The sequence below is a fragment of the Seohaeicola nanhaiensis genome (genome assembly GCF_042654245.1).
GTDB classification, from domain to species: Bacteria; Pseudomonadota; Alphaproteobacteria; order Rhodobacterales; family Rhodobacteraceae; genus Seohaeicola_A; species Seohaeicola_A nanhaiensis.
This window is the reverse complement of sequence record NZ_JBHSGI010000009.1, coordinates 74,176-100,689: the sequence shown is the minus strand read 5'-3', so window position 1 is coordinate 100,689 and position 26,514 is coordinate 74,176. Positions and strand designations below refer to the sequence as shown.

Annotated in this window: 27 protein-coding genes; 13 read left to right on the top strand and 14 right to left on the bottom strand. The window is 66.5% G+C overall.

Annotated features, from left to right (window positions below):
• Positions 1–36 precede the first annotated feature (36 nt).
• Together leuC and ACFO5X_RS10790 are read right to left on the bottom strand one after the other, a co-directional pair.
• Entirely contained in the window at positions 37–1,440 is a 1,404-nt protein-coding gene (leuC, locus tag ACFO5X_RS10795) for a 3-isopropylmalate dehydratase large subunit (RefSeq protein WP_380717450.1), read from the bottom strand.
• Positions 1,441–1,688: 248 nt separating this feature from the next.
• The gene (locus ACFO5X_RS10790) at positions 1,689–1,922 is read right to left on the bottom strand and encodes a hypothetical protein (protein WP_380717449.1); all 234 of its coding nucleotides are present in this window, start codon (positions 1,920–1,922) and stop codon (positions 1,689–1,691) included.
• Here ACFO5X_RS10790 and ACFO5X_RS10785 point away from each other — a divergent pair.
• The 3 genes from ACFO5X_RS10785 to rlmH all read left to right on the top strand — a co-directional run bounded on the left by ACFO5X_RS10785 (position 1,921) and on the right by rlmH (position 4,327).
• Positions 1,921–3,270, top strand: coding sequence for a mechanosensitive ion channel family protein (locus ACFO5X_RS10785; protein WP_380717448.1), 1,350 nt, complete (start codon positions 1,921–1,923; stop codon positions 3,268–3,270). The genes ACFO5X_RS10790 and ACFO5X_RS10785 overlap by 2 nt on opposite strands.
• A 150-nt stretch (positions 3,271–3,420) precedes the next feature.
• On the top strand, positions 3,421–3,810 hold the full coding sequence (rsfS, locus tag ACFO5X_RS10780; protein ID WP_380717841.1) for a ribosome silencing factor: 390 nt from the start codon (positions 3,421–3,423) through the stop codon (positions 3,808–3,810).
• Positions 3,811–3,856: 46 nt separating this feature from the next.
• Positions 3,857–4,327, top strand: a complete 471-nt coding sequence (gene rlmH / locus ACFO5X_RS10775) for a 23S rRNA (pseudouridine(1915)-N(3))-methyltransferase RlmH (RefSeq protein ID WP_380717447.1) — start codon at positions 3,857–3,859, stop codon at positions 4,325–4,327.
• Between the two features lie 2 nt (positions 4,328–4,329).
• Here the strand turns inward: rlmH and ACFO5X_RS10770 are convergent, their stop codons facing one another.
• Together ACFO5X_RS10770 and ACFO5X_RS10765 are read right to left on the bottom strand one after the other, a co-directional pair.
• Positions 4,330–4,662: a hypothetical protein gene (locus ACFO5X_RS10770; protein ID WP_380717446.1), complete on the bottom strand. Its 333-nt coding sequence runs from the start codon at positions 4,660–4,662 to the stop codon at positions 4,330–4,332.
• Positions 4,663–4,718: 56 nt separating this feature from the next.
• Entirely contained in the window at positions 4,719–5,429 is a 711-nt protein-coding gene (locus tag ACFO5X_RS10765) for a DUF599 domain-containing protein (RefSeq protein ID WP_380717445.1), read from the bottom strand.
• 97 nt (positions 5,430–5,526) lie between these two features.
• On the opposite strand from ACFO5X_RS10765, the gene ACFO5X_RS10760 reads away from it, so the two are divergent.
• From ACFO5X_RS10760 to ACFO5X_RS10735, 6 genes are all read left to right on the top strand, one after another.
• A complete protein-coding gene (locus ACFO5X_RS10760; protein WP_380717444.1) occupies positions 5,527–6,975 on the top strand; it encodes an FAD-linked oxidase C-terminal domain-containing protein in 1,449 nt (482 codons plus the stop codon).
• A 63-nt stretch (positions 6,976–7,038) separates the two neighbouring features.
• Complete coding sequence (locus tag ACFO5X_RS10755) at positions 7,039–8,163, top strand: FAD-binding protein (RefSeq protein WP_380717443.1); 1,125 nt, start codon at positions 7,039–7,041, stop codon at positions 8,161–8,163.
• The gene (locus tag ACFO5X_RS10750) at positions 8,154–8,519 is read left to right on the top strand and encodes a hypothetical protein (protein ID WP_380717441.1); all 366 of its coding nucleotides are present in this window, start codon (positions 8,154–8,156) and stop codon (positions 8,517–8,519) included. The genes ACFO5X_RS10755 and ACFO5X_RS10750 overlap by 10 nt, the downstream gene beginning before the upstream one ends.
• Before the next feature lie 11 nt (positions 8,520–8,530).
• Positions 8,531–9,823 (top strand): glycolate oxidase subunit GlcF, encoded by a 1,293-nt coding sequence (gene glcF / locus ACFO5X_RS10745; RefSeq protein ID WP_380717440.1) that lies wholly within the window; start codon positions 8,531–8,533, stop codon positions 9,821–9,823.
• Positions 9,824–9,892: 69 nt separating this feature from the next.
• Positions 9,893–10,708 (top strand): trypsin-like serine peptidase, encoded by an 816-nt coding sequence (locus tag ACFO5X_RS10740; RefSeq protein WP_380717439.1) that lies wholly within the window; start codon positions 9,893–9,895, stop codon positions 10,706–10,708.
• A 145-nt stretch (positions 10,709–10,853) separates the two neighbouring features.
• Positions 10,854–11,321 carry an Hsp20 family protein gene (locus tag ACFO5X_RS10735; RefSeq protein ID WP_380717438.1) on the top strand — a complete coding sequence of 156 codons (468 nt, stop codon included), beginning with the start codon at positions 10,854–10,856 and terminating at the stop codon, positions 11,319–11,321.
• A gap of 58 nt (positions 11,322–11,379) precedes the next feature.
• Here ACFO5X_RS10735 and ACFO5X_RS10730 read toward each other — a convergent pair whose 3' ends face one another.
• The 5 genes from ACFO5X_RS10730 to ACFO5X_RS10710 all read right to left on the bottom strand — a co-directional run bounded on the left by ACFO5X_RS10730 (position 11,380) and on the right by ACFO5X_RS10710 (position 18,392).
• A complete protein-coding gene (locus tag ACFO5X_RS10730; RefSeq protein WP_380717437.1) occupies positions 11,380–11,994 on the bottom strand; it encodes a pyridoxamine 5'-phosphate oxidase family protein in 615 nt (204 codons plus the stop codon).
• On the bottom strand, positions 11,991–12,572 hold the full coding sequence (locus ACFO5X_RS10725; RefSeq protein WP_380717436.1) for a TetR/AcrR family transcriptional regulator: 582 nt from the start codon (positions 12,570–12,572) through the stop codon (positions 11,991–11,993). The genes ACFO5X_RS10730 and ACFO5X_RS10725 overlap by 4 nt, the downstream gene beginning before the upstream one ends.
• A 153-nt stretch (positions 12,573–12,725) precedes the next feature.
• Positions 12,726–14,720, bottom strand: a complete 1,995-nt coding sequence (locus tag ACFO5X_RS10720) for a vWA domain-containing protein (protein WP_380717435.1) — start codon at positions 14,718–14,720, stop codon at positions 12,726–12,728.
• Complete coding sequence (locus ACFO5X_RS10715) at positions 14,717–15,253, bottom strand: RNA polymerase sigma factor (RefSeq protein ID WP_380717434.1); 537 nt, start codon at positions 15,251–15,253, stop codon at positions 14,717–14,719. The genes ACFO5X_RS10720 and ACFO5X_RS10715 overlap by 4 nt, the downstream gene beginning before the upstream one ends.
• 103 nt (positions 15,254–15,356) lie before the next feature.
• Positions 15,357–18,392 (bottom strand): ABC transporter transmembrane domain-containing protein, encoded by a 3,036-nt coding sequence (locus ACFO5X_RS10710; protein ID WP_380717433.1) that lies wholly within the window; start codon positions 18,390–18,392, stop codon positions 15,357–15,359.
• Positions 18,393–18,533: 141 nt separating this feature from the next.
• On the opposite strand from ACFO5X_RS10710, the gene ACFO5X_RS10705 reads away from it, so the two are divergent.
• Genes ACFO5X_RS10705 through ACFO5X_RS10695 form a run of 3 tightly spaced genes read left to right on the top strand, consistent with a single transcriptional unit; the run spans position 18,534 to position 19,877 of the window.
• Positions 18,534–18,920: a DUF3307 domain-containing protein gene (locus ACFO5X_RS10705; protein ID WP_380717432.1), complete on the top strand. Its 387-nt coding sequence runs from the start codon at positions 18,534–18,536 to the stop codon at positions 18,918–18,920.
• Positions 18,921–18,951: 31 nt separating this feature from the next.
• The gene (locus ACFO5X_RS10700; RefSeq protein ID WP_380717431.1) at positions 18,952–19,062 is read left to right on the top strand and encodes a hypothetical protein; all 111 of its coding nucleotides are present in this window, start codon (positions 18,952–18,954) and stop codon (positions 19,060–19,062) included.
• On the top strand, positions 19,023–19,877 hold the full coding sequence (locus ACFO5X_RS10695) for a hypothetical protein (protein ID WP_380717430.1): 855 nt from the start codon (positions 19,023–19,025) through the stop codon (positions 19,875–19,877). The genes ACFO5X_RS10700 and ACFO5X_RS10695 overlap by 40 nt, the downstream gene beginning before the upstream one ends.
• A gap of 107 nt (positions 19,878–19,984) precedes the next feature.
• On the opposite strand, the gene ACFO5X_RS10690 is transcribed toward ACFO5X_RS10695, so the two are convergent.
• Positions 19,985–21,205 carry a phenylacetate--CoA ligase family protein gene (locus ACFO5X_RS10690; RefSeq protein ID WP_380717428.1) on the bottom strand — a complete coding sequence of 407 codons (1,221 nt, stop codon included), beginning with the start codon at positions 21,203–21,205 and terminating at the stop codon, positions 19,985–19,987.
• 110 nt (positions 21,206–21,315) lie between these two features.
• Here ACFO5X_RS10690 and ACFO5X_RS10685 point away from each other — a divergent pair, with 110 nt between their 5' ends.
• Positions 21,316–22,146 carry a hypothetical protein gene (locus ACFO5X_RS10685; RefSeq protein ID WP_380717427.1) on the top strand — a complete coding sequence of 277 codons (831 nt, stop codon included), beginning with the start codon at positions 21,316–21,318 and terminating at the stop codon, positions 22,144–22,146.
• Here ACFO5X_RS10685 and ACFO5X_RS10680 read toward each other — a convergent pair.
• The 4 genes from ACFO5X_RS10680 to ACFO5X_RS10665 all read right to left on the bottom strand — a co-directional run bounded on the left by ACFO5X_RS10680 (position 22,143) and on the right by ACFO5X_RS10665 (position 26,513).
• Entirely contained in the window at positions 22,143–22,979 is an 837-nt protein-coding gene (locus tag ACFO5X_RS10680; protein ID WP_380717426.1) for an ABC transporter ATP-binding protein, read from the bottom strand. The two genes, ACFO5X_RS10685 and ACFO5X_RS10680, sit on opposite strands and share 4 nt — an antisense overlap.
• Positions 22,980–23,044: 65 nt before the next feature.
• Complete coding sequence (locus ACFO5X_RS10675) at positions 23,045–24,337, bottom strand: ABC transporter substrate-binding protein (RefSeq protein ID WP_380717425.1); 1,293 nt, start codon at positions 24,335–24,337, stop codon at positions 23,045–23,047.
• Between the two features lie 50 nt (positions 24,338–24,387).
• A complete protein-coding gene (locus ACFO5X_RS10670; protein WP_380717423.1) occupies positions 24,388–25,464 on the bottom strand; it encodes a branched-chain amino acid ABC transporter permease in 1,077 nt (358 codons plus the stop codon).
• A 95-nt stretch (positions 25,465–25,559) separates the two neighbouring features.
• Entirely contained in the window at positions 25,560–26,513 is a 954-nt protein-coding gene (locus ACFO5X_RS10665; protein ID WP_380717422.1) for a branched-chain amino acid ABC transporter permease, read from the bottom strand.
• Position 26,514 lies beyond the last annotated feature (1 nt).

The window sequence follows — 26,514 nt, the reverse complement described above, 5'->3', positions numbered from 1 at the left end:
AAGGGAAGGGCGCGGGGTCTCCCCCACGCCCCCGTTTCACATCATCTCGCGCACGTCGGTCAGCTTGCCGGTCACCGCCGCCGCCGCCGCCATCGCGGGCGACATCAGGTGCGTGCGGCCCTTGTAGCCCTGACGCCCCTCGAAGTTGCGGTTCGAGGTCGAGGCACAGCGCTCGCCCGGCGCCAGCTGGTCCGGGTTCATCGCCAGGCACATCGAGCATCCGGCCAGACGCCATTCGAACCCGGCCTCCTTGAAGATCTCGGCCAGGCCCTCTTCCTCGGCTTGCGCCCGCACGAGGCCCGAGCCGGGAACGACCATGGCCCGCTTGACCTTGATCTTCTTGCCCTTCAGCACCTCGGCCGCGGCGCGGAGATCCTCGATCCGCCCGTTGGTGCAGGAGCCGATGAACACCGTGTCGATGGTGACATCCGACAACGGCATTCCCGGCGTCAGCCCCATGTAGTCCAGCGAGCGCTGCGCCGCGCCGACCTTGCCGCCCTGGAAATCCTCGGGCGAGGGCACCTTGGCGGTGATCGGCAGCACGTCCTCGGGCGAGGTGCCCCAGGTCACGACGGGCGCAATATCCTCGCCCTTCAGCGTCACGACCTTGTCCCAATGCGCGTCGTCATCGGAATAAAGCGTCTTCCACCACGCCAGCGCGGCCTCCCACTGGTCGCCGGTCGGCGCATGGGGGCGGCCCTTCACATACTCATAGGTCTTTTCGTCCGGCGCGATCAGGCCGGCGCGGGCGCCGCCTTCGATCGCCATGTTGCAGACGGTCATGCGGCCTTCCATCGACAGATCGCGGATCGCCTCGCCGCAATACTCGATGACGTAACCGGTGCCGCCGGCCGTGCCGGTGGCGCCGATCACCGACAGGGTGATGTCCTTGGCGGTCACACCCGGGCGCAGCTTGCCGGTGATCTCGACCTTCATGTTCTTCGATTTCTTCTGGATCAGCGTCTGCGTGGCCAGCACGTGCTCGACCTCGCTGGTCCCGATCCCATGCGCCAGCGCGCCGAATGCGCCATGCGTCGCGGTATGCGAGTCGCCGCAAACCACGGTCATGCCGGGCAGGGTCCAGCCCTGTTCGGGCCCGACGATATGGACGATCCCCTGACGGATGTCCGAAACCGGGTAATAGTGGATCCCGAAGTCCTTCGCGTTCTTGTCCAGCGCCTCGACCTGGATACGGCTGTCCTCGGTCATGGTCTTGGCATTGGCGCGGTCCAGCGTGGTCGGCACGTTGTGGTCCGGCACCGCGATGGTCTTGTCGGGCGCATGCACCTTGCGGCCCGCCATGCGCAGACCCTCGAAGGCCTGCGGGCTGGTGACTTCATGCACCAGATGGCGGTCGATATACAGAAGGCAGGTGCCGTCGTCGGCCTCATGGGCAACGTGGGCATCCCAGATCTTGTCGTAGAGCGTCTTGGGGGACATCGGTTCTTTCCTCGAATGTCGGAAGCAATGGCTTTCCGGCGCAAGCCGGTGGCGGTCCCGTCAGGGAAGCAGGCGCGTCAGCCGCGCGCCAGAATGGCGCGGGTCGCACCATAAAAGCGCCAGGGCAGGCGCGAATGATCGGCAATGTCGAATACACGGCTCATGACAAGGGCAGATACGCCTGTCCCGCCCGCCGATCAAGAGCCGTCAGCGCCCCACGAAAAAGGCCGCCCGGGTCAGGGCGGCCTTCAAAGCCCGGACGAAGGCCTCAGGCCCGCTTGCGCCATCGCGCCGACACCCGCCACCGGCAACAGCAGCGAGGCGGAAACCGGGACGGTGCCGACCGACGCATTCAGGTTCACATACGCGCCGACCACCAAGGTTGCGCGCTTCACCGCAATACCGGGAAAACCACCGCAAAAACCGCCATCTTGCCCGGCCTCCCCATCCGGTGCATCCTGACCCAAAGGCAGGAGGCGCATGGACGAATTCTTCGGACAGACCACGATCTCGACCCTGCTCGGCGATGTGTGGTCGCTGCTCGTGACCCAGTTCGAGCTGATCCTGCTGCCCGGCTGGCGGCAATACCAGCTGGCCATCATCCTCGGCCTGATCGCCGTGGCCTGGCTTCTGCAAAGGATCGCCCGCCCCCGGCTCGAGGCCTGGGCCCGCAGCCGCGAAGGCTGGCCCAAGTGGCGCCTGCGCCTGCTGGTGCAGATCCGCCAGCGGCTCGGCCTGATCTTCTACGCCCTTCTCGCCTGGGCCGTCTACGGGGTCATGCAATACGTCACCTGGCCCTCGCGCAGCTACCTGGTCGGCGTCGCGGCCTCCATCGTCACCGTCTGGGTGCTGGTCGGCCTGCTCACCCGCTTCGTGCGCAACACCACGCTGCGCCGGATCATCGCCTGGGGCCTCTGGATCTACGGCACGCTCTTCGCCCTCGGCCTCGCCGACGATTTCGCGCGCATCCTGGACGACGCCTCGCTGACGGTCGGCAAGGTCTCCCTCTCGCTGCTGACCTTGCTTCAGGCGGCGGTGCTGATCACCGTCCTGCTGGCCCTCGCGCGGCTGATCACCAACCGCGCCGGCCGCGCCTTTACCCGCAACGAGGATATCTCCCCCTCGATGGCCGTGCTCGCCACCAAGGCGGTGCAGGTGCTGGTCTACGGCATCGTCGCGCTGGTGGCGATCCGCGCGCTGGGCGTCGACCTCACCGGTTTCGCCGTGCTCTCGGGCGCCATCGGCGTCGGCATCGGCTTCGGCCTGCAAAAGGTCGTCTCGAACCTGGTCAGCGGCATCATCATCCTGCTCGACAAGTCCATCAAGCCGGGCGACGTGATCTCGCTCGGCGACACCTTCGGCTGGATCGGCAGCCTCGGCGCGCGCTATGTCTCGGTCGTCACCCGCGACGGCAAGGAATACCTGATCCCGAACGAGGATCTGATCACCTCCCAGGTGGTGAACTGGTCCTACTCCGACGCCTACGTCCGGCTCGACCTGTTCTTCGGCACCTCCTACGCCGACGATCCCCACGCCGTGCGCAAGATCGCGGTGGAGGCGGCCGAAAGCGTCGGCCGCGTCCTGTCTCACCCCGCGCGGCCCGTCTGTCACATCACCGGTTTCGGCGACAGCAGCATCGACTACGTGCTGCGTTTCTGGATCGCCGACCCGGCCGGCGGTCTGACCAACATCAAGGGGCAGGTCTATCTGGCGCTCTGGGACGCCTTCAAGGCGAACGAGATCTCGATCCCCTTCCCCCAGCGCGAGGTGCGCGTGCTCGAAGGCTCCACCCTCGAAACCCGCCCGCGCCGCGGCGAGGTCGCGGATTGACGCCACGTGCCAATTCCCGCGGAACCGCGGGGACATTCGACCGTTTCATTGAAATGACACATCGGAATTGCTAAGTTGAAGCCATACCCGGCGCCGCGGGTTGTCATTCGGCGCACCCCAAAGGAGGACGACGTTCTGACACTCAACACCCTGGCGGCACCTGCCGCTGACGATCGGGCCGCATATCTGGCGGCCGAAACCGCACCCGACAGCGAGACGCTTCTGGCGCACATCCTCTCTTCCCTCGATGACGACAAGGCCGAAGACATCGTGCAGATCGACCTGCGCGGCAAGTCGTCCATTGGCGACTACATGGTGATCGCCTCGGGCCGGTCCACCCGTCAGGTCGCGGCCATCGCGCAGAACATGACCGACCGTCTCAAGCAGGACTTCGGCCTGATCTGCCGGGTCGAGGGCAAGGACATCGGGGACTGGGTCCTCATCGACGCGGACGATGTGATCGTCCACATCTTCCGGCCGGAAGTACGCGAGTTCTACCAGCTGGAAAAGATGTGGATGCCAAAGGCGCCCAACGCCTGACCCATCCGCCGGCACCGCCCCCGCGCGGTGGGAAGGGCCTGATTGAATGCGCATGACCATCTGCGCGGTCGGCCGTTTGCGTGCCGGACCCGAAAAGACTCTCATCGACGATTACCTCACCCGCTTCGACCGGACCGGGCGGCCGCTTGGCCTTGGCCCGGCGAAACTGGCCGAGGTGGACGACCGCAAGGGCGGCGGTATGACGGCCGAGGCCGACCTCCTGCGCCGCGCCGCGCCCCAAGGCGCGCTGCTCTGCGTCCTCGACGAACGCGGCAAGACCCTGACCTCCCCGAAATTCGCCGAAACGCTCGCCGGCTGGCGTGACACCGGCCGCCAGGACGTGGCCATCCTGATCGGCGGCGCCGACGGACTCGACCCCGCCCTGCGCGCCGAGGCCGATTTCGCGCTCTCCTTCGGCGCGATGGTCTGGCCGCACATGCTGGTGCGCGTGATGCTCTCCGAACAGCTCTACCGCGCCGCGACGATCCTCGCCGGCGGCCCCTATCACCGGGCCTGACGCTACTTCAGCCGGACCGGAAACCGCTCGCCGCTCCATCCGTCGACCAGACAGCGCCCCTCGACCCAGACCTCGGTCGTGCCCTCCGGGATCTCCACCCCCGACAGCGACCGCGTGAAGGGCTGCTCCGTCTCATGCGGATGCGCCAGGATCCGCAGGCCCAGCTCGTTTCCCGCGGCATCGACGATCCGCCAAGCATCCGCGTAATGCGCCCACCCCGTATCGGGATGCGTCACCGTCACATCGAACCGCCAGCTGGTCCCCTTGTGCTCGGCCTTGACCGCACGGATCACCGGCGCATCGGCAAGGGCGGGGCAGGCGGCAACCGAGGCCATGAACGCAATTCGGCAAAGCATGGGCGCAGTCTAGCCGATCCGGGCACCTCGCGGCATCACACTCGCGTGGACGGAGGCGATTTGAGCAGGATTGCGCGCGACTGCGACCCCAGCTCGCGTCGCCACAGCAGCCCGGCGGTCGTCACCGCCGCCAGTGCCAGCGCCAGCGGCCCCAGCAGCCAGGCCACCGAGGCCAGTGCGAAATAGGTCGACCGCATCCCCTTGTTGAAGCTGCGCGCGGCGGTATTCGACAGCGCCGCCGTCTGTTCCGCCCGCGTCACCGCCATCGGGTCGTCCACCTCGTTCGGCACCGCCGCCATCAGCACGGCGCAATAGCCGAACAGCCGGTGCGCCCAGACGTATTTCAGAAAGGAATTGGCCAGGAACAGCAGGATCACGATGATCTTGACCTCCCAGACGATCGCCGGCACCCGCGCGGCCGTCAGATCGGCGGCGACGCCCGCCAGCTGCTCGGTATTGCCGATCAGCGCCAGCCCGCCGCCAATCGCGATCATCGCGGCCGAGGCGAAGAACGCCGTGCCCTGCCGCAGGATGCCCAGCATCTGCGAATCCAGAATGCGCGGATTGCGCGCCAGCATCACCCGCATCCACTCGCGCCGGAACCCCTCCATCAGCACCGAGACCGACACCCGTTTGGCCCCGTGGTTCTCGATCCGCCAGTCGATCCACAGCCACAGCACGGCCAGCAGCCCCAGCGCGGCCAGGTCTGCGGCGGAAAAAATGCTCAGCCGTTCGGCCCAGGTCATGCTAGAAATACTCCATTCCCTTCGCGTCCAGCTTGCTAAACCGGGAAACTGGTCATAAAACTTTACCAAATCTGGCGCAACATCGGGAGAGAGCGTCATGGACATGCCCATCCCCAATGCAGCCATTCTTGCCAGGAAATCCGCCCTGGTCGAGCGTTTGCTGAAGGTCCTGCCCCGCGAGGCGGTGATTTCCGATGTCGCCGAGACGCGGGCCTATGAATGCGACGCGCTCACCGCCTACCGCTGCCCGCCGTTGCTGGCGGTGCTGCCCACGACGACGCAACAGGTCTCGGACATCCTCCGCATCTGTCACGAGATGGGCGTGCCGGTCGTGCCGCGCGGCTCGGGCACCTCGCTGGCCGGGGGCGCGCTGCCGACGGCAGACTCTGTCATCCTCGGCGTCGCCCGCATGAATGCGGTGCTGGAAACCGATTACGACAACCGTTTCATCCGGGTGCAGACCGGGCGCACCAACCTCTCGGTCACCGGCGCGGTCGAGGAAGAACGCTTCTTCTACGCCCCCGATCCCTCGTCGCAGCTCGCCTGCGCCATCGCGGGGAACATCGCGATGAACTCGGGCGGGGCGCATTGCCTGAAATACGGCGTCACCACCAACAACCTGATGGGCGTCACGCTGGTGCTGATGGACGGCACCGTGGTCGAGATCGGCGGCGCCCATCTCGACGCCCCGGGGCTCGACCTGCTGGGCGTGATCTGCGGATCGGAAGGGCAACTCGGCGTCGTGACCGAGGCGACCCTGCGCATCCTGCCCAAACCCGAAGGCGCGCGCCCCGTGCTGATCGGCTATGACAGCAACGAGGTTGCGGGCGCCTGCGTCTCCGACATCATCAAGGCCGGCGTCCTGCCCGTGGCCATCGAATTCATGGACCGCCCCTGTATCGAGGCCTGCGAGGCCTTCGCCCACGCCGGCTATCCGATGTGCGAGGCGCTGCTGATCGTCGAGGTCGAAGGCAGCCCGGCCGAGATCGACGCGCAACTGGCTCTGATCAAGGACATCGCCCTCCGCCACAACCCGGTGGAACTGCGCGAGGCGAAGGACGCCGACGAGGCCGGCCGCATCTGGCTCGGCCGCAAGAGCGCCTTCGGCGCGATGGGCCAGATCAACGACTACATGTGCCTAGACGGCACCATTCCCGTGTCCTCGCTGCCGATGGTCCTGCGCCGGATCGGCGAGATGAGCGAGACCTTCGGCCTCAAGGTCGCCAACGTCTTTCACGCCGGCGACGGCAACATGCACCCGCTGATCCTCTTCGACGCCAACAAACCCGGCGACCTGGAAACCTGCGAGGCCTTCGGCGCCGAGATCCTGAAACTCTGCGTCGAGGCGGGCGGCTGCCTGACCGGCGAACATGGCGTGGGGATCGAAAAGCGCGACCTGATGGTGCATCAATACGCGCCCGCGGATCTCGAGGCGCAGATGGCGGTGAAAGACGTCTTCGACCCCGCCTGGCTGCTGAACCCGGCGAAGGTCTTCCCGCTTGCCGCGTCAGAGGCACGGCGCGCCCTGCGGATGGCGGCAGAGTAGGGGGCTCTGCCCCCGCCGCCCGTCGGGCGGCCCCCCCGAGGTATTTGGAAACCAGAGAAGACCATGCGGCCAGAGACAGAAGACGATCTGAGCGAACTGTTGAAGGCGGCGCAGGGGCCGCTGGCGATCCGCGGCGGCGGCACGCGCGGCCTGTCGGTGGCGGGCGAGGCGCTCGACACCACGGGGCTTTCCGGCATCACGCTCTACGAACCCGGCGCGCTGACTCTGGTGGCCCGCGCCGGCACCCCGCTGGCCGAGATCGAGGCCGCGCTGGCCGCCGAAGGCCAGCGCCTCGCCTTCGAGCCGCCCGACCTGCGCGCCCTGCTGGGCACCCGTGGCACCAGCACCATCGGCGGCGTCGTCGCCACCAACGCCAGCGGCCCTCGGCGCGTCAGCTTTTTCGGGGCCTGCCGCGACAGCCTGCTGGGCGTGCGCTTCGTCGATGGCGCGGGGCATGTGGTGAAGAACGGCGGGCGGGTGATGAAGAACGTCACCGGCTATGACCTGGTGAAGCTGATGGCCGGCAGCCACGGCACCCTCGGCGTGCTGACCGAGGTTTCGCTGAAGGTGCTGCCCCGGCCCGAGGTCGCCGGCGTGCTCTCCATCGACGGGCTGAACGTCGCCCAGGCCGTGCAGGCGATGAGCGCCGCGCTGGGCACGCCCTGGGAGGTGACGGCGGCCTGCCACACCGACCTGTCGTCGAACGACCAGCCGTCGACGCAGCTGCGGATCGAGGGGATGGCCGAGAGCGTCACCTATCGCCTCGGCCGGCTGAAAGACCACCTCGCCCGTTTCGGCGCGGTCGACACCGCCACCAGCGAAACCACCGACTGGCCCTGGTTCCGCGATGTGGAGCGCTTTGCCGGCGGGGCAGGGGACGTCTGGCGGCTGCACGTCAAACCCTCGGACGCGCCCGGACTGGTCGCCCGACTGCCCGAGGGCGCGCAGGTCATGCTCGACTGGGGCGGCGCGCTGATCTGGGCCATGGTGCCGCAGGGCACCGACCTGCGCGCCCATCTCGGCCCCTTCCCGGGACATCCCATGCGGGTGCGTGGCAGCGGCAACGGCATTCCCCGCTTCCACCCAGAACCCGCCCCGCTCGCCGCACTGGCCCGCGGCCTGCGCCAGAGGTTCGACCCCAGGGGCATCCTCAACCCCGGCCTGATGGCCTCCGCCGCATGGACCTGATCGTCGGCATGCTGGGCGCGGGCGGGCTCGGGCTGGCCGCGGGCCTTGCCGTGGCGCTGGTGCGCCGCGCCTGGGTTGCGCTGGCCCTCTTCGCGGCGGGGGCCGCGCTGCTCGCCGCGCTGTTCTACGGATGGAGCACCACGCCCTGCACCAGCGATGCCGCCGGCTGCGGCATGTCGCGCGGGTTCGAGGCGCTGATCCTCTTCTCCGCCGCCGCGCCGCTCGGCTGCGGCGCGCTGGCCGCGCTGGGCTGGCGGCTGTTCGCGGGCGCGCAGGCCGGGATCGGCGCGCGCCTGCTCGCCTTCCTGATCGCGGCCGGCGTCACAGCCCTGATCGTCCCCGCGTTCTTTACCTGACAGGACACCCGATGCAGACGACCTTCACCCCGGCCCAGCTGACCGATCCGGCCACCGCCCGCGCCAACGAGATCCTGCGCGCCTGCGTGCACTGCGGCTTCTGCACCGCCACCTGCCCGACCTATCAGGTGCTGGGCGACGAACTCGACAGCCCCCGCGGCCGCATCTACCTGATCAAGGACATGCTGGAGAACGAGCGGGTGCCGGACGAGAAAACCGTCAAGCACATCGACCGCTGCCTGTCCTGCCTCGCCTGCATGACCACCTGTCCCAGCGGCGTGCATTACATGCACCTCGTCGACCACGCCCGCGCCTATATCGAGGAACGCTACCAGAGGCCGCTCGCCGACCGCGCCCTGCGCTGGCTGCTGGCGCGAATCCTGCCCTACCCGGGCCGCTTCCGCCTGGCGCTGCTGGGCGCGAAGATCGGCCGCCCGTTCCGCCGTTTCCTGCCCGACCCGCGCCTGCGCGCGATGCTCGACATGGCGCCGAAACGCATTCCGCCGGTCAGCCGCAACGACGACCCCCAGACCTTCGCCGCCAAGGACGGGACGCGGATGCGCGTCGCCCTGATGACCGGTTGCGCCCAGAAGGCGCTGAATACCGACATCAACGACGCCACCATCCGCCTGCTGACCCGACTGGGCGCCGAGGTGGTGGTGGCGCAGGGCGCCGGCTGCTGCGGTGCGCTGACCCATCACATGGGCCGCAGCGATGAAAGCCGCGCCACGGCCGAAAGGAATATCCGCGCCTGGACTGCCGAGATGGAGCGCGGGCTCGACGCCATCGTCATCAATACCTCGGGCTGCGGCACCACGGTCAAGGATTACGGCCACATGTTCCGCACCACGCCGCTCGCGCCCGAGGCCGCGCGCGTCTCCTCCATCGCCCGCGACATTTCCGAGGTGCTGGTGGCGCTGGGCCTTCCCGAGGGCGCCGACAAGGGCCTGACCGTCGCCTATCACGCGGCCTGCTCGCTCCAGCACGGGCAGAAGATCAAGTCGCACCCGAAGGACCTGCTGAAACGCGCCGGCTTCCGCGTCGTCGAACCCGCCGACAGCCACCTCTGCTGCGGCTCGGCCGGCACCTACAACCTGCTCCAGCCCCAGATTTCGGCCCAGCTGCGCGACCGCAAGGTGCAGACGCTCGAGGCGAAACAGCCCGATGTGATCGCCGCCGGCAATATCGGCTGCATGATGCAGATCGGGGCGGGCACTCAGACCCCCATCGTCCACACGGTCGAACTGCTCGACTGGGCGACCGGCGGGCCGAAACCGCGTGCCCTGGACGGCCTTCAAAGCTAAACCCGAAACACGCCGCATTTTCGCCCCAAGGCGTGGCTACGCAAGGCGGTCAGGAACGGCATCGAAGGAATGACAGTGCGGCGACTGTTCGCGATCTTGCTGGCGATGGCCCTGCCCATGACGGCGGGCGCAGATTCACGGCTGGAAAGCCTGGAAACCACCGAGGCCGGGCGCGCCTGGGAGGCGGTAGGCCGGCTCGACATCAACGGCACCGGCTTCTGCACCGGCGCGCTGATCGCGCCCGATCTCGTGCTGACCGCCGCGCACTGCCTGTTCGACAAGCGCACCAAGGCCCGGATCGACCCGGCCAGCGTCGAATTCCTCGCCGGCTGGCGGAATGGCCGCGCCTCTGCCTATCGCCAGGTCCGCCGCGCCGTGGTGCATCCGGCCTATGTCTTCGACGGCGACGTCTCGCCCGACCGGGTGCGGAACGACGTCGCCCTGCTCGAACTCCAGCACCCGATCCGCAACACCACCGTCGTGCCGTTCAAGACCGCGACCCGCCCCGCCAAGGGCGACCGCATCGGCATCGTCTCCTACGCCCACGACCGCGCCGATGCCCCGGCCCTGCAAGAGGTCTGCAACGTCATGGCCCGCCAGCAGGGCGTTCTGGTCATGTCCTGCAACGTCGATTTCGGCTCGTCCGGCGCGCCGATCTTCAGCTTCGAACAGGGCGAGCCGCGCATCGTCTCGGTCGTTTCGGCCAAGGCCGAGGTCAAGGGCCAGCGCGTCTCGCTCGGCACCGAACTGGAACAGCCGCTGGCCACCCTGATGGCCGATCTCGCCGCCGGGGCCGGGTTCAACACCGCCCCGCCGCCGCGCACCGCGCGGGTGACCGTGGGCGACGGCCGCCACGCCACAGGCGCGAAATTCGTCAAGCCGTAAGGGCGCGCGAACGGGGTCTTGAAACCCGTCCGCGCCTTTCCCATCTGAAGGCTGTCGGGGTGCCTCTGCAGGGCCCCGTCACCGCAAAACCGCCCGTCCGAGTCCGGAGGGCAAACCAGATATCGCTCTAGAAAGAGGATCACTCATGCGTACCTTCGATTTTGCTCCGCTGCACCGTGCCACCGTCGGCTTTGACCAGTTCGCCGACCTGATGGACCGGATCCTGACCACCGAGGTCAGCCAGCCGACCTACCCGCCCTATAACATCGAAAAGACCGCCGCCGATGCCTATCGCATCACCATCGCGGTCGCCGGTTTCTCCGAGGCCGACCTGATGGTCGAGGTCAAGGAAAACGCTCTCGTCGTCTCTGCCCGCAAGGCCGAGGACGAGACCCCGCGCACCTACCTCCACCGTGGCATCGCCACCCGCGCGTTCGAGCGTCGCTTCCACCTGGCCGACCATGTGAAGGTCACCGGCGCGACCCATGCCGACGGGATGCTCCACATCGACCTCGAGCGCGAAGTGCCCGAGGCCCTGAAACCCCGCCGCATCGAGATCGCCAGCCAGAAGGCGCTCGAAAAGGACGTGGTCGAGGCCAAGGCCGTCAACTGAACCGCATAGGTTGGTAAATAGTACAAGGCCCGGGAGCATCCGCCCGGGCCTTTTCACGTCAGCCGGGCGCCAGTGCCGCCAGCTGCGCCTCCAGCTCGTCGATCCGTTGCTGCATCGGCGCCAGCACCGGCATCATCTCCTCCACCGTGAACCGCTGGGCGATGTGCTGCGGGCAGTTCCACTCGAAGGCATCGACCGCGATCACGAACCCCCGCTCGGCCCGGCCGGGATAGTCCGGATCCCGCAGCCTTTCGCGCAGCGCCTCGTCACCCGCCAGATCCACCGCGCGCATGTGCCCCAGCAGCTTCAGCCGCGCCTTGCGCACGTAATCCATGAAGAACAGCGACACCCGGTCGTCCCGCACGACATTGCCCAGGCTTACATACTGCCGGTTGCCGCGATAGTCCGCGAACCCCAGCGTGCCCGGATCCAGCACCTTGAGAAAACCGACCGGCCCGCCCCGATGCTGCAGATAGGGCCAGCCGTCATTGCCGTTGCTGGCGATATAGAAACTGTCCCGCGCGGCAATGAAGGCAGCCTCGTTCTCGCCCAGCCGGTCGGTCTGGTCGCCCCGCGCCTCCAGGTCGCGGGTCCACAGATGGGCGGTGCCCATGTCGCTCTGCGCCGCCCGCACATCGGGTCCGAACAGGGTCGCGCGGTATCTCTCGGTCATGACAGGGCCTCCATCCGGGGGAAAAGATCGCCCTCGATCCGGGTTAGGGCGTTTGCAAACGGCGCGGTCCGCCCGGTGCCCCGGCACATCACCAGACTGCCCTGCACCAGCATCACCGCCCGCTCGCCAAAGGCCTGCGCCGCCGCGACCGGCTGCCCGGCATCGCGGGCCAGATGGGCAAAGGCCGCCGTCAGGGTGTCAAAGGCCGCGCCGATGGCCGGGCGCAGCGGTTCGTCACCCGCCCCCGGCGCCGACAGCATGTTCAGCAGGCAGGCCCGCGTTCCGCCTTCATAGAGCCTGTTGAACGCTCCCAGCGCCCGCGTCAGCCGCTCGCGCGGCGGCCCCGCGCCACACAGGGGCGCGACAACCTCGGCCTCCACCCAGTCGCCCACCGCCTTCAGCACCTCTTCCGCCATCTGCGCCTTGCCGCCGGGAAACCGGTGATACAGGCTCGCCCGCTGCAACCCCGTCCCCTGCGCCAGATGCGCCAGCGAGGCGCCGTCATAGCCATAGGTCGCAAAGACCCGCGCCAGAGCGGCGATCAGGTCGGGTTCCTCGATTGTGCGGGGCCGGGCCATCGTAGGCACCTCCTTTGGATCACGTGCAGGAGTTTTATACTGATCGTTCGGTAATGCAACCCCCACCGCAACCGCACGGAATCGCCGCGCAAACGGAAAAAGGCCCGGACGGGGTGGCGTCCGGGCCTCGGCCTTCCGTCGCGGCTGGGGAGGTTACCGCGCCGAAAGGCTCTGCGCGAGGCGCATCAGCTGCACCGCCTCGGCGCGATAGCCGTAGGGGTCCGCCCCCTTGTTCGCATTGGCCAGCGCAATCGCGTCGCCCCAGCTCCAGTCGCCCAGATAGGACGACCCGCGCAGCAGCTGCCCGAACCCGGCGATGGCGATGGCAAAGCCGGCGTCGCCCTGGGGCGGCAGATCGGCGGTGATCGGCATCTCGATCAGCTGGCTGGTCGCCTCGCCCGGCGCCTTGTAGCGCAGCCGCAGGAACCCCAGTTCCTCTGCATCGCCCTGCGCCACACCCGCCGGCTGATAGCGCAGCGGCTCGGTCAGCTGCGCGGGCGACCCCACCGGCGTGATCTCATAGAGCGCCGTCACCGAAGTGCCCGCGCCGATATCGCCGGCGTCCACCCTGTCGTTGTTGAAATCCTCGCGGTTCAGCGCGCGGGTCTCATAGCCGATCAGCCGGTATTCGGCGACCGTCGCCGGGTTGAACTCCACCTGGATCTTCACATCATCCGCAATCGGGAACAGCGCGCCCGACAGCTGATCCACCAGCACCTTCTGCGCCTCCGACAGCGTGTCGATATAGGCCGCCGTGCCGTTGCCGTTCTGCGCCAAGGCCTGCATCGTCGCATCGTCCAGATTGCCGCGCCCGAAGCCCAGCACGCTGAGATAGGTGCCGCTCTTCCGCTTGCCCTCGATATAGGTCTTCAGCGCCTCGGGGTCCGACAGCCCCACGTTGAAATCGCCATCCGTCGCCAGGATCACCCGGCTCACCTCCCCCTCGGCCTTCATGCTCTCGGCCACGGCATAGGCCTGCTGCAACCCTTCCTGCCCGGCGGTCGACCCGCCCGACGACAGCCGGTTCAGCGCCGCCAGGATCGTGTCCCGCTCGCTCGCCTTCGTCGGCGCCAGCACCTCGCCCGCGCTCCCGGCATAGGCGACGATGGCCACCTGATCCTCGGGCCGCAGCTGGCCCAGCATAAGCGCGAAAGACTGCTTGAGCAGCGGCAGCTTGTCCTGCGCCTCCATCGACCCCGAGGTGTCGACCAGGAACACCAGGTTCAGCGCCGGGCGGTCGGCAATGGCGGGCATTGCCCCCTGAATGCCGATCTGCACGATCTTCGTGCCCGCATTCCAGGGCGTCGGGCTGACGGAAACCGTCGGCCGGAACGCCTGCCCGGCCTCCGGCGCGGCATAGTCATAGGGGAAATAGTTCACCATCTCCTCGACCCGCACCGCATCCGGCGGCGGCAGCATCCCGTTGGTCAGCGAATTGCGCACCACTGAATACGAGGCCGTGTCGACGTCGATCGAGAAGGTCGAAACCGGCTCCTCCGCCGTGATCTTCAGCGGGTTCTGCTTCGCATTGGCGAAGGCTTCGGTATCCTGCTCGGGCGGCGCGATCATGTCGCCCGGCATCGGCCGGGCGTATTCCGCCATCGGCGCCACGTTCAGCTGCACCCCGCGCGACATGCGGTCCGACGGATTGGCCAGCCGCCCCGGCATCGGCGCGGCTGCGGGCGGCGGCGGCGCCTCGGCGCTGACCGCGCCGCCCATGACGGGGGCCGATTCCACCGCCGAGTCGCTGTCCGCCAGCGCCTGCACCTCTTCCCGGGCGCGCGCCGCCTCGGGCTTGGCTGCGACAGGTTCCACTTCCGGCGCGCTCCGCGTGCCGATCACCTCGGACACATCGCGCGGGGTCAGCAGCCGCTCGCCCAGCGGGGTCAGCGAAACGAACCCGATGGCGACAAGGGCGGTGGTTGCGGTCAATCCGCCGCGGGTGGTCATGAAATTCAACATCTGACGTGCTCCTGTCCAGAGGCCCCAACCGGGGCGATCGGACTTAGGACGCGCCTCCTCCCGCGATCCTTGGAGATCGGCAAAATTTTTCTGCGCCAGCGCCAGATGCGCAGCCTTCCTCGCGGCATCCGGGGCCGGCGTCGCGGCCTTCATCGCCGCCTTCAGGTCGTCAAGATCGTCGCTCATCGCTGATCCTCCGTCGCGCGCAGGGCGCGCAGATGTTTGCGGGCCTCCGAGACCCGCCAGCTGACCGTGCCTTCGCTGATGCCCAGTACCTCGCCCGCCTCGCGGTGGCTCATGTCGTCCAGCACCAGCGCCAGCGTGTCGCGCAGGTCATCGGGCAGGGCGCGCATCGCGGCGGTCAGCCAGTCGATCTGCGCCGCCGTCTCGGCCATCTCGGCCTGCCGCGCCAGCTCCCAGTCGCCCCAGCCGTCCGCCGCCTTGCGCGCACTGGCCTGCCGCCGCCTCCGGTCATGCGCCGCATTCACCGCGACACGATACAGCCAGGTGCCGAACCGCGCCTCGCTGCGGTACCCGGCCAGCTTGGCGGGAAGCGCCGCGCAGATGTCCTGCGTCAGATCCTCCGCCTCGGCACGGCTCCCGGTCAGGCGAAAGGCGAGGCGGAACAGCCCGTCATAGCGCAGCTCCAGCAGCGCCCCAAAGGCCGCCGCATCACCCCCCGCCGCCGCCCGGGCAAGATCCTCTTCGCTTGTCACCATGCGCATCACGATCCTTGGACGCGCGCCGGGCGTCAATCCTTGGCGGCGATGCAGAAAATTGTTGTGAGGGTGTTCTCGCCCGGCGCCTGCGCCGTCTGGAGCTCTAGTTCGACACGTATTTCGCCACGACCTGCAACAGCTTGAAGGCCATCGCCGCGTCGTTCTCGACCACGCCCAGGAACTCGGCCGCCCCGATCCGCAGGCAGCGCAGGTCGGTATCGGCCACCATCGACAGCGCGCGCGGCTCGTTGCGGATCAGCCCCAGCTCGCCCACCAGCTTGCCGGGCCCGGCGGTGGCGATCAGCAGGTCGTCCTCCCCCTCGCGCGGCAGATAAAGCCCGGCCTCGCCCTCCAGCACCAGAAAGGCCCCGTCGGTCGGCGGATCGTTCTTCAGGAACACCACCTCGCCCTTCTTCGCATCGTACCAGCGCGCGCCGAAGGCCAGCAGGCGCAACTGCTTGCGGCTGAGGGTCGAAAACATCTCGGTCTGTTCCAGCGCCCGCATCTTGCGGCCCAGGTCGGCGCTTGCGGCGGTATCGTCTTCCGATGACTGGTCCATGTCGTCGCTCAGGATGCGGCCCTGCTGCAACTCGAATATCACATCATAGGCCTTCTCGTCCTCCAGCGATTCCGCCAGATGGATGATCGTCGTCCCCGGCAGCAGCGCGCGCAGTCTGGCCAGGACCGAGACGCGGGTCTCCACCGGATAGCTGGCCAGCACCTGATCCAGGATCAGGACATCCGGCCGCTTGATCGCCGCCCGCGACAGAACCAGCGGCTCGGCGATCAGCGCGGGCAGGTTGGCCCCGCTCAGCGCCACCGGCATGTCATAGATCAGCTGCACCACGCCTTCCTGCGCCCCGCCCGCGATCAGCACCTGCGCGACCTGCCGCTGGATCTCCTCGGTCTTGCCCCCGGCATCCTTCGAGATGATCCCGAACAGCGCGTTCTCCAGCACCGTCAGCCCCGGCGCGAACCTGCGCGGATCCAGCGGCGCGAAGAGATCGCCGAAGGTGCCGACCAGCATCCCCGAATGGCTCTTGCGCAGCTCCAGCACCCGCGCCTTGATGCTGTCGGGAAAGGCCGGGCCGATCTGTTCCGCCGACACCCGCAAAGGCACCGTCAGCAGCGTCGCCAGCTCCTCGTCGCTCAGCGCGGTCGCGGCGGCGTTGCGCGTCTTCTCGACCAGCGCCACGGCGGCCTCGTAACTCTCCGCATCCAGCCCCAGATTGCGGAACAGCGGATGCTCCGTGCCATCCATCCCGAAGATCTGGCGCAGCATGTCGATGATCTCGCGGTTCAGCGCGATCAGCGGCTCCTGCAGATCCAGCTTGCGCAGCTGCCGCAGAAAGGCGCTCTGGCCCGCCATCAGATCCGCGGTGATCGGCCGCCGCGCGGTGGCGAACAGCAGGTTTTCCGCCAGCGGCAGCGCCGGGTTGTAATGCCGCACGTCGAAGAAATGCACGTACCGGCCCAGCCCCGCCTCCTCGATGGCGATCCGCACCGCCACCCGCTGGTCCACCAGCCGCCGCGCCAGATCGGGGTGCCGGTCGGGGTCGAAACTCTGGTCCAGCCCGCGCCGGAACAGCGCATTGCCCGGCCCCATCCCCTCGATCAGATGCAGCCACCAGTCGCGCAGCTCCTCGCGATCGGTGAACCCGCCCGCCTGCACGTCCAGCCAGTCGGCGTCGAAGGGATCGGAGCTGTTCCCCGCCCGCTCGGATTCCGCATGCCGCGCCGGGTCGCCCGCCGCGCTCACCGGGCGGCGCCGGATCGGCATCAGCACGTTGTCGGCGAAACTGCCCAGAAACAGCAGCGGCCGCGACGAGGCCAGCCCGATCCGCCCGGCAATCGCCGCATGGTGCAGGCCGGTCAGATCGGTCTGCCCGATGCGCACCTTGCCCGCCGCGGGCAGAACCTCGCGGCTCAGCAGTTCCGACAGCGCCCGCCGGTCCTCGGAACTCGGCGCGACGATCCCGATGGTCCCGCCCCCCGGCAGCACCACGTTCAGATCCTCCAGCACCGCGTTGCCATCCGCGTCGCGCACCGTCACATGGTCCAGCGTGATGTCGCCGGCCAGTCGCGGCAGCGTCTCGGGCGCGCCCTGGAACAGGCTCTCGTCCATCAGCCCCGCCGGGGCAAAGCGCTCGGTCACAACCTCCCAGCGCAGGCTCATGTCCTGGGTCTGGTTGTAGTAATCCAGCAGCTCCTTCCACGGGCTCGACAGATCCTTGTAGGCCGCCAGCGCTGCCACCAGCGCGCCCAGCGACACCGCGCCCTGCAACACCAGATAGCCGCCGATCGAGAAGAAGAAGAACGGCGTCAGTTGGCCGATGAAGTTGTTGATGAACTTCATGAAGAACTTCTTCTGGTAGATCTCGAAACGGATGTCGAAATTCCGCCCCAGCATCTCGGTGATCTCGGCCAGCCGATACCGCCAGCCGCCATTCGCCCGGATCGCCGTCACCCCCGCTGCGCTCTCCCCGATCGAGGCGGCCAGCACCCGCACCTGCTGGATCCGCTTCTTGTTCAGCTGGTTGATCTGCCGCTGCAGACGCGGGATCAGCCAGGCCTGCAGCGGGATCAGCGCACAGGCCGCCAGCCCGAACCAGAAGCTCTGGAAGAACAGGAACCCCAGGATCGTCGCCATCTGCCCGGCCTGCAGCACCGGCTGGCTGATCGCATCGCCCATCAGCCCGCCCATCGGCTCGCTCTCGGCGGTGATCATCGAGACCAGCTCGCCCTGGCTCACCCGCTCGAAATAGGGCTGAGGAAACAGCAGGATGCGCGAGATCAGCTGATAGCGGAAGCGCCGCAGCATCCGTTCCGACAGCACGCCCTTCATCGTGTTGATGCGCATCTTCACAAGGCCATGCGCCAGCACCGATGCCAGGAAGGCGCCGCAGAGGATCGCCAGGAAGGTGACCTGACTGACCTGATAGCCAAACACGTCGATCACCGAGGATTTCGGCCCGATGGCGTCGTTGATGATCCGCTTGGGCAGCTCCAGAGTCAGGTAGAGCAGCGGAAACAGCGTCGTCGTCACGCCCAGCAGGATCAGCTGGTCGCGCTTCGAGTATTTCCAGATGAATTGGAAAAGCGAAGAATCTATGGCTTTGCCCCGAAGTCCGTCCCGCACTGCTTTGCAGTTGCCGCCGATGGTAACAACGCCGTGCCCTGTGGTGCAAATGGTAAAACACCGCGCCGCCCCGGGGCGGTGGATTGCAGGGCGGCGGCGAAGGCCCTAAGCTGATCCGGCGCAACGATGCCGGAGGCCCCATTGGCCGTGACTGTCAGCACCGTTCTGATCCTGCTCTGCCTCCTGCAGATCAAGCACATGTTTGCCGATTACTTCCTGCAGACGCCCCGGATGCTCGAAGGGCGGGGCACCTACTGGCACCTCGGCCGCGCACAGCACGCCGGCGTCCACGTGCTCGGCTCGGTCCTCGCCTTCCTGCTGGTCGGCGCGCCGATTCCCTTCATCGCGGTGATCGCCGTGCTGGAATGGATCGTCCATTTCAACATCGACTGGGGCAAGGCGCGCTACAGCGAGATCAAGGGCTACGGCCCCCACGAGGCCGGCTACTGGCGCGCCAACGGCTTCGACCAGGCCCTGCACCAGCTCACCTACGTGGCGATGGCCTGGGCCTTTGTGAAGTTCGGATGAGGCCTATGTAGCCGACACTCGCGCTATCGGCGTGCAAGACAGGAAAAGAAATTTTCGCAATATTGTGAGAAGAGGTAAATCCAAGGCGGAGTTCATGCTGCAATGTCAAATGTCGATGGGCGTAACGACACTCCAATTATAGCTTTCGCTCTTATCATCATCACCTTGGTAGTTGGGATGATCGGCTACTCACAAGGCTTGGAAAGCAACTTGGAGCTGGAGCACGACGACAGAGCTGAACTACATAAATATGAAGCCGCACAGAGCATAGAGCGCGAGTGCATCAGAGCATCCGGTGTTTTGGTTCCGGATTGCATAGCAAAAAAGCTGGAATCCTATAGCGACGATTACGGCAGAAGCGAAGACCTCGCGGCTCAGAAAGGCATGGCACTTTGGGCCAAATCTCTTCTGATTCTTACGGTGGTGACGACTGGGACTGCTGTGCTCGCGCTAATTTATGTGCGCCTCACACTTATCGAGACGCAAAAGATGGCCAAGGACACTAGAGAAATTGGGGAAGCGCAAGTCAGGGCCTACGTATCCATAGATGAAGCCACAGTAGATATTTCCGAAAAAGACGGAGTTTTCATTGGTGTGTTCAGTCTAACTGTAAGAAATAGCGGACAATCTCCGGCTCGGGGGGTCAACGTGCAATTTGCATGGGAGAAGGATGCAAGTCAAAGTAGCGGGCCGGTCATGGGAGACCTTGCTTCCGGAATGACGTACAACGTGATAGATTACTCGACTCAGCTTCCCGGAAAAAACGTCATGTTCTTCGAGAATCCAGATCTTAAGACAGTAGTTAGGCTATTTATTTGGATCCAGTACGCCGATGTGTTCGCGAGACAGGGACAAAAGATACTCGAGGGCGGTGAATTTGTTGGCTCGCTGGAAAAGAAGAGTGACGACGTGTTCAAACTTACTCAAATCACTACCGAAACCAAACATCGAAACTAAGACTGAAGGCAGGACATAGATTCCCTCATTCTTCCTCCATTAGGTTCGTGGCATTTCATAGTGGGTCGGGATTTTGAACCATAGAAGTGGCGCCCCAACCACCCCCCTCAATCATACCGCCGCTGGTCCTCGATCACCAGGCCGTCCCGCGGCAGGGTGCCGGGGGCGACGACCTCGACCGCGCCCTTCAGCTTCAGCACCTCGGCCACCGAGCGCAGATAGACCGAACCGTCGCTGCCGGGCGCCTCGAGCTGCACCGTCATCGTGTCCATCTCGCCCTCGCGCCGGGCGATGACGCGGGCCTTGACCACCTCAGAATGGCGCGCGACCAGGGCGGCGACCTGCTCGGGGCGGATGAACATGCCCTTGATCTTGGTGGTCTGGTCGGCCCGGCCCATCCAGCCCCGGATGCGCTGGTTGGTGCGCCCGCAGGGGGACGGACCCTCCATCACCGCGCTCATGTCGCCGGTGGCGAAGCGGATCAGCGGATAGTCGGGGTTCAGCGTGGTGACCAATACCTCGCCCACGTCGCCCGGCGCCACGGGGGTGCCGGTGCCGGGGGTGACGATCTCGACCACCACCTGCTCGTCCAGGATCATCCCCTCCATCGCTGGGCTTTCATAGGCGATGTTGCCGATGTCGGCGGTGGCATAGGACTGCAGGCAGAGGATCCCGTGATCCTTGTAATGCTGGCGCAGCGAGGGGAACAGCGCGCCGCCGCCCACGGTCGCCTTGGTGATGGCGAGCGAAATGCCCATCTCCTCGGCCTTGTCTAGGATCACCTTCAGGAAATCCGGCGTGCCGGCATAGGCCGTCGTCCCCACGTCGCGCGCGGCGATCACCTGCAGCTCGGTCTGCCCGGTGCCGGCGGGCAGCACGGCGGCCCCCACCGCGCGGGCGCCGTTCTCGAACAGCATCCCCGCCGGGGTCAGGTGATAGCCGAAACAGTTCTGCACGATGTCGCCCGGCCCGATGCCGGCGGCATGCAGCACCCGCCCGAAGCGCCACCAGTCGCAGTCGCCGCCGCCCGGCTCGTAGATCGGCCCGGGCGACTGGAAGACATGCGCAAACCCCGAGGCCGGGCGCGCCGCATAGCCGCCGAAGGGCGGGCGCGCGGCCTGGGCCTTGCTCAGATCCGACTTGCGCAGCACCGGCAGGGCGACCAGATCGGCGGCCGAGGTGATCGTGGCCGGATCGACGTCCTTCAGACTCTCGGCATAGCCGGGCAGGGCCTTGGCCCGGGCGATCTGCGCGGGCAGGGCGCGGGCCAGGTCGGCGGCCCTCTCATCGGCGCTGCGGGTTTCAAGCGCGTCGAAATAGCGGGTCATCTTCCCCTCCCTGCGGGTCGGCGCGGCAACGCGCGCATTGATCTGGAACAAGGCCGGCCGCGGCGGGCCGGTGATAGATAAGACAGCCACATGCCAGGGGAGGAACCCTCATGCCGCACCGCGACCACGACCGCCGCATCCGTTTCGACGACGCCCGCGCGATCATGGAGGTCGATTTCTCGGGCTTCGTGTTCGACAGCTCGGCCCGGGTCAACGCCTTCTACGACCGCATCGAAGAGCGTATCGCCGCGACCGGCGAAGACCTCTGGTTCTTCCTGGTCAACCTGCACGACATGCGCATCGACCCGAATGCCTGGCTGGCCTATTCCCGCCGGGGCCGGGCGCTGAACCACGCCCATTCCATGGGCTCGGTGCGCTTTGACGGATCCGAGATCACCCGCGCGCAGATCCTGCGCGCCGCCGATACCGAGGCCTTCGACCCCAACCTCTTCGCCACCCGCGACGAGGCACTGGCGCGCATCGCCACGATGCCCAACACCCGCCGTCCGCGCGTGGTGCACGACCGCTCGCACGCCTTCACCGACTACGTGCGCCGGCTCGCCTTCGACGAGGCGCGGCGCATCATGGAGGTCGATTTCTCGCATTTCACCTTCAACAACAGCCGCGACGTGAACGAGTTCTACGACTACATCGAGGGCCGCATCCGCGAGACCGACAAGCGCTGGTTCTTCCTGGTCAACCTCAACGGCTGCGAAATCCTGCCGGCCGCCTGGGTGCAATACGCCCATCGCGGCAAGCGGCTGAACACCGCGGCCTCGCTTGGCACGGTGCGCTTTGCCGCCGGGGCGCAGACCGAAACCGACATCCGGCTGCGGGCCGAAAGCCAGGGCTTCGATCCGAACCTCTGCAACACCCGTGAAGAAGCTTTGGACCGGATTGCCGGAATGTATGCGGCGCGGTTGCAAGGCGTAACCCCCTAGCTCAGCCACCGCTTGCGGCGCCGGTACGACCGCACGTCGCGGAACGACTTGCGCCCATCGTCGGACATGCCGAGGTAGAATTCCTTCACGTCCGGGTTCTCGCGCAGGTCGGCGGCGGGGCCGTCCATCACCACGCGGCCGGATTCCAGGATATAGCCGTAATGCGCGAACCGCAGCGCCACGTTGGTGTTCTGCTCGGCCAGCAGGAAGGACACGCCCTCCTTCTCGTTCAGATCCTTCACGATGCCAAAGATCTCTTCGACCAGCTGCGGCGCCAGGCCCATCGACGGCTCGTCCAGCAGGATCGTCTCGGGCTTGGCCATCATCGCGCGCCCTATGGCGCACATCTGCTGCTCGCCGCCCGAGGTATAGCCCGCCTGGCTCTTGCGGCGCTCGCGCAGCCGCGGGAAATAGGTATAGACCTTCTCGAGGTCGGCGGCCATCTCGGCCTTGTTCATCTTGCGAGTATAGAACCCGGTCAGCAGGTTTTCTTCCACCGTCAGGTGGGAAAAACAGTGCCGCCCTTCCATCACCTGGATTACGCCCTTGCGCACGATCGCCGCCGGATCGGCATGCTGGATGCTGGCGTCGCGATACTTGATCGACCCCTTGGTGACTTCGCCCCGCTCCGAGGCCAGCAGCCCCGAAATCGCCTTCAGCGTCGTCGTCTTGCCGGCGCCATTGCCGCCCAGCAGGGCGGTGATGCCACCCTTGGGCACCTTCAGGCTCACGCCCTTCAGCACGAGGATCACGTGGTTATAGATCACTTCGACGTTGTTCACGTCGAGCAGGGTGTCCTGCGTGGTCGGGGCTGCGGTGGCGGTGTCCAGCATGGCGGTGTTTCCCGATGGTCCGAATGGTCCCCCGGCGGACGCGCCGCCGGGGGAGGGGTTTGTGGTTACTTGCACTCTTCGTTCATCGGCCAGGGCGCGTTGGCGGCGGCATATTCCGCGGCCTTCTCCGCCTCCAGCGGCTGGATCGAGGCCGAATCCGGCGTCAGGTGGTCCGAGGCTTCGACAAAGGCCTTGCCGTCCCATTCCAGGATCCAGCCACCCGAGTGGCCGGTGTGATCGGCGCAGCTCGTCTTGAACGGCGCGACCATGCCGGTCATGCCCAGCTCGGCCAGACGCTCTTCGGTCACGTTCAGGTTCTCGAGACCCCAGCGCAGCTGTTCCGCGTTGATCTCGCCCACCTTGAAGTGATCCTGCGCCGACTTGATCCCCTCGGCCAGGATCATCGAGATCACCAGGCCGCGGTTGTAGAAGACGCCCGACATTTCCTCGGGGTTCGACTGGCTCTTGCCCGCATCGACCACGTATTTCTTGATGTCGGCCTGAACCGCCGCATCCAGCATCGGACGCGAGAAGCTGATCGACTTGTAGCCCTTGCCGTCCTCGCCGACGATCCTCAGGTCGGCGTCATGCCCCGACCACCAGGTGCCGATGAAGTTCTCCATCCGGAACTTGGTCTTGACCGCCTCGGTGATGGCCCCGGCGTTCATCGCGCCCCAGCCCCACATGATCACATAGTCCGGACGCTCGCGGCGGATCTGCAGCCATTGCGCCGACTGGTTCTGCATCTCCTTCAGACCAACCGGAATCGGCAGCAGTTCGAACCCGTGCTGGGCGGCCTTGGCTTCCAGGAAGGGCAGCGGCTCTTTCCCGAAGGGATGGTCCAGGTGCAGGAAGGCGATCTTCTTGCCCTTGAGGTTGTCGAGATTGTCCTCGCTGATGAACTTCAGGATCATCGAGGCCGCATCCCAATAGGATCCGGGCGTGTTGAAGGCCCACTGGAAGACCTTGCCGTCGGCCATCGGCGAAAAGCCATAGCCCGGCGCCAGGATCGGGATCTTGTCGACGTTGGTCTTCGGCAGCACCTGCAGCGTGATGCCGGTCGACCAGGGCTGGGTCACCACCGCGCTGCCCTTGGTCTTTTCATAGCATTCCACGCCCTTTTCGGTGGAATAGCCGGTCTCGCATTCATCGAACTGGATCTTCACGCCGCCGATGCCGCCATCGCGCTCGTTGATCATGGTGAAATAGTCTTTCTGACCATTCATCAGCGGAATGCCGGTCGCGGCGAAGGGTCCGGTCCGATAGCTGAGGTTCGGCGCGTAGATGTCAGCCGACGCGCTGCCGCAAAGCCCGGCCGCGACCGTCGCGGCGAGTGCCATTTTGGTAAAGTGCTTCATAAAGGGTTCCTCCCGTTGGTAGTCTGCTTGCCTTCTGCCGACCGCCCCGCTCAGTGCGGGAACGGCCAGATGACCAGTTTTTCCCGGATCAGCGCCCAGAGCCGGGCCAGCCCGTGCGGCTCGATGATCAGAAAGAAGATGATCAGCGACCCGACGATCATGATGTTGAGATGTTCGACCAGCGACGAGTCGATGTGGATGCCCAGCGCCTCGGGCACGATGTTCAGCATCACCGGCAGGCCGACGATCAGGATCGCCCCCAGATAGTTGCCCATGATCGACCCCAGCCCGCCGATGATGGCGATGAACAGGATGCGGAAGCTCAGCGGAATGTCGAACAGGTTCGGCTCGGCCGCGCCGCGCCACATGAAGACGAACAGCGCCCCCGAGACCCCGACGATATAGGACGAGATGGCGAAGGCGGTCAGCTTGGACTTCATCAGGTTGATGCCGATCAGCTCGGCCGCGAAATCCATGTCCCGCGTCGCCTTCCAGGTCCGCCCCAGCGTGCCGCGCGTCAGGTTGATCGTCAGCCAGGTGATCAGCGTCACGATCGCCAGCACCACGTAATACTGCACGATCGACGCGGCCTGCGGCCCGGCAACATAGATGCCGAACATCGTCAGGTTCGGCACCTGGATCGCGCCGCTCGAATTGTAGTTGTACAGCCAGCCCCACTTCTCGAACAGCCAGACCAGGAAGAACTGCGCCGCCAGCGTCGCGATGGCGAGGTAGAACCCCTTGATCCGCAGGCTGGGGATGCCGAAGGCCACGCCGATCCCGGCGCTGAAAAAGCCCGACAGAAGGATCGCCACCACCGGATTCATCCAGGGCATCAGCGTCACCATCTTGTAGCAGGCATAGGCGCCCACGCCCATGAAGGCGGCGGTCCCGAGCGAGAGCTGCCCGGCATAGCCGGTCAGCACGTTCAGCCCCAGCGCGGCCAGCGAATAGATCAGCACCGGGATCAGCAACGTCTGAAAGGTGAATTCGTTCGCCGTCAGCGGGAAGACGACCCAGGCCAGCACCAGGATGATCCCCAGCAGGATCGCGTCCTGCCGCACCGGAAACACCGCCTGATCGCTGGCATAGGAGGTCTTGTATTGGCCGGCTGTACGATACAGCATCTCGTCTCTTCCTTCCCGTGGGCGGGCCCTTCCCCGCCGCGATTTCCTGTCCGGACCCCGTCAGCCCGCGTTCCGGCAGCGCGCCCCGCGCTGCCTCAGACCCGTTCGATGATCTTTTCCCCGAACAGCCCCTGCGGCCGGAACAGCAGCACCAGCAGCGCCAGCACGAAGGCGAACCAGGTCTCGGTATTGCCGCCCATCAGCGGCTGGCCCCAGTAGATCTCGAACAGCTTCTCCAGCAGCCCGATCATCAGCCCGCCGATGATCGCCCCCGCGATGCTCTCCAGTCCGCCCAGCATCAGCACCGGCAGCGCCTTGTAGGCGATCACCTCCAGCGCAAAGGACACACCGGCCCGCGCGCCCCAGGCGATGCCCGTGACCAGCGCGATGATCCCGGCGATGAACCAGACCAGCACCCAGATCGTGTGCAGCGAGATGCCGACCGACAGCGCCGCCTGGCTGTCGTCGCCCAGCGCCCGGATCGCCCGGCCCATCTGCGTGCGGCTCAGGAAGACCAGCAGCCCGACCACCAGCAGCGCGGCGACCACCACGGCGGTCACGTCCTTCTGCTCAAGGATCAGCAGCCCGCCAAAGGGCTCCAGCGTCCAGGATCCGGTCGGAATGCCCAGCTCCTCGGTGATCATCACCTTGTTCTCGCCGCCGAAGATGATCTCGCCCAGCCCGATCAGGAACAGCGTGATCCCGATGGTGGCCATGAACAGGATGATGTCCGGCTGCCCCACCAGCGGGCGCAGCACCACCCGCTCGATCGCCACCGCCAGCACGAACATCACGCCCAGCGTCAGCAGCACGCAGATCCAGGCGGGCACGCCCATCGCATGCAGCCCCACCAGCGTCAGCGCGGCAAAGACCACCATGATGCCCTGGGCAAAGTTGAAGATCCGCGACGACCGGTAGATCAGAACGAAGCCCAGCGCGATCAGCGCATAGAGGATGCCCGAAACCAGCCCCTCCCACAGCACCTGCAACAGGAAATCGGGGGCCGCGAACATGTCCTGAAACGGCGCGATGAAGATATCGTGGAGCATT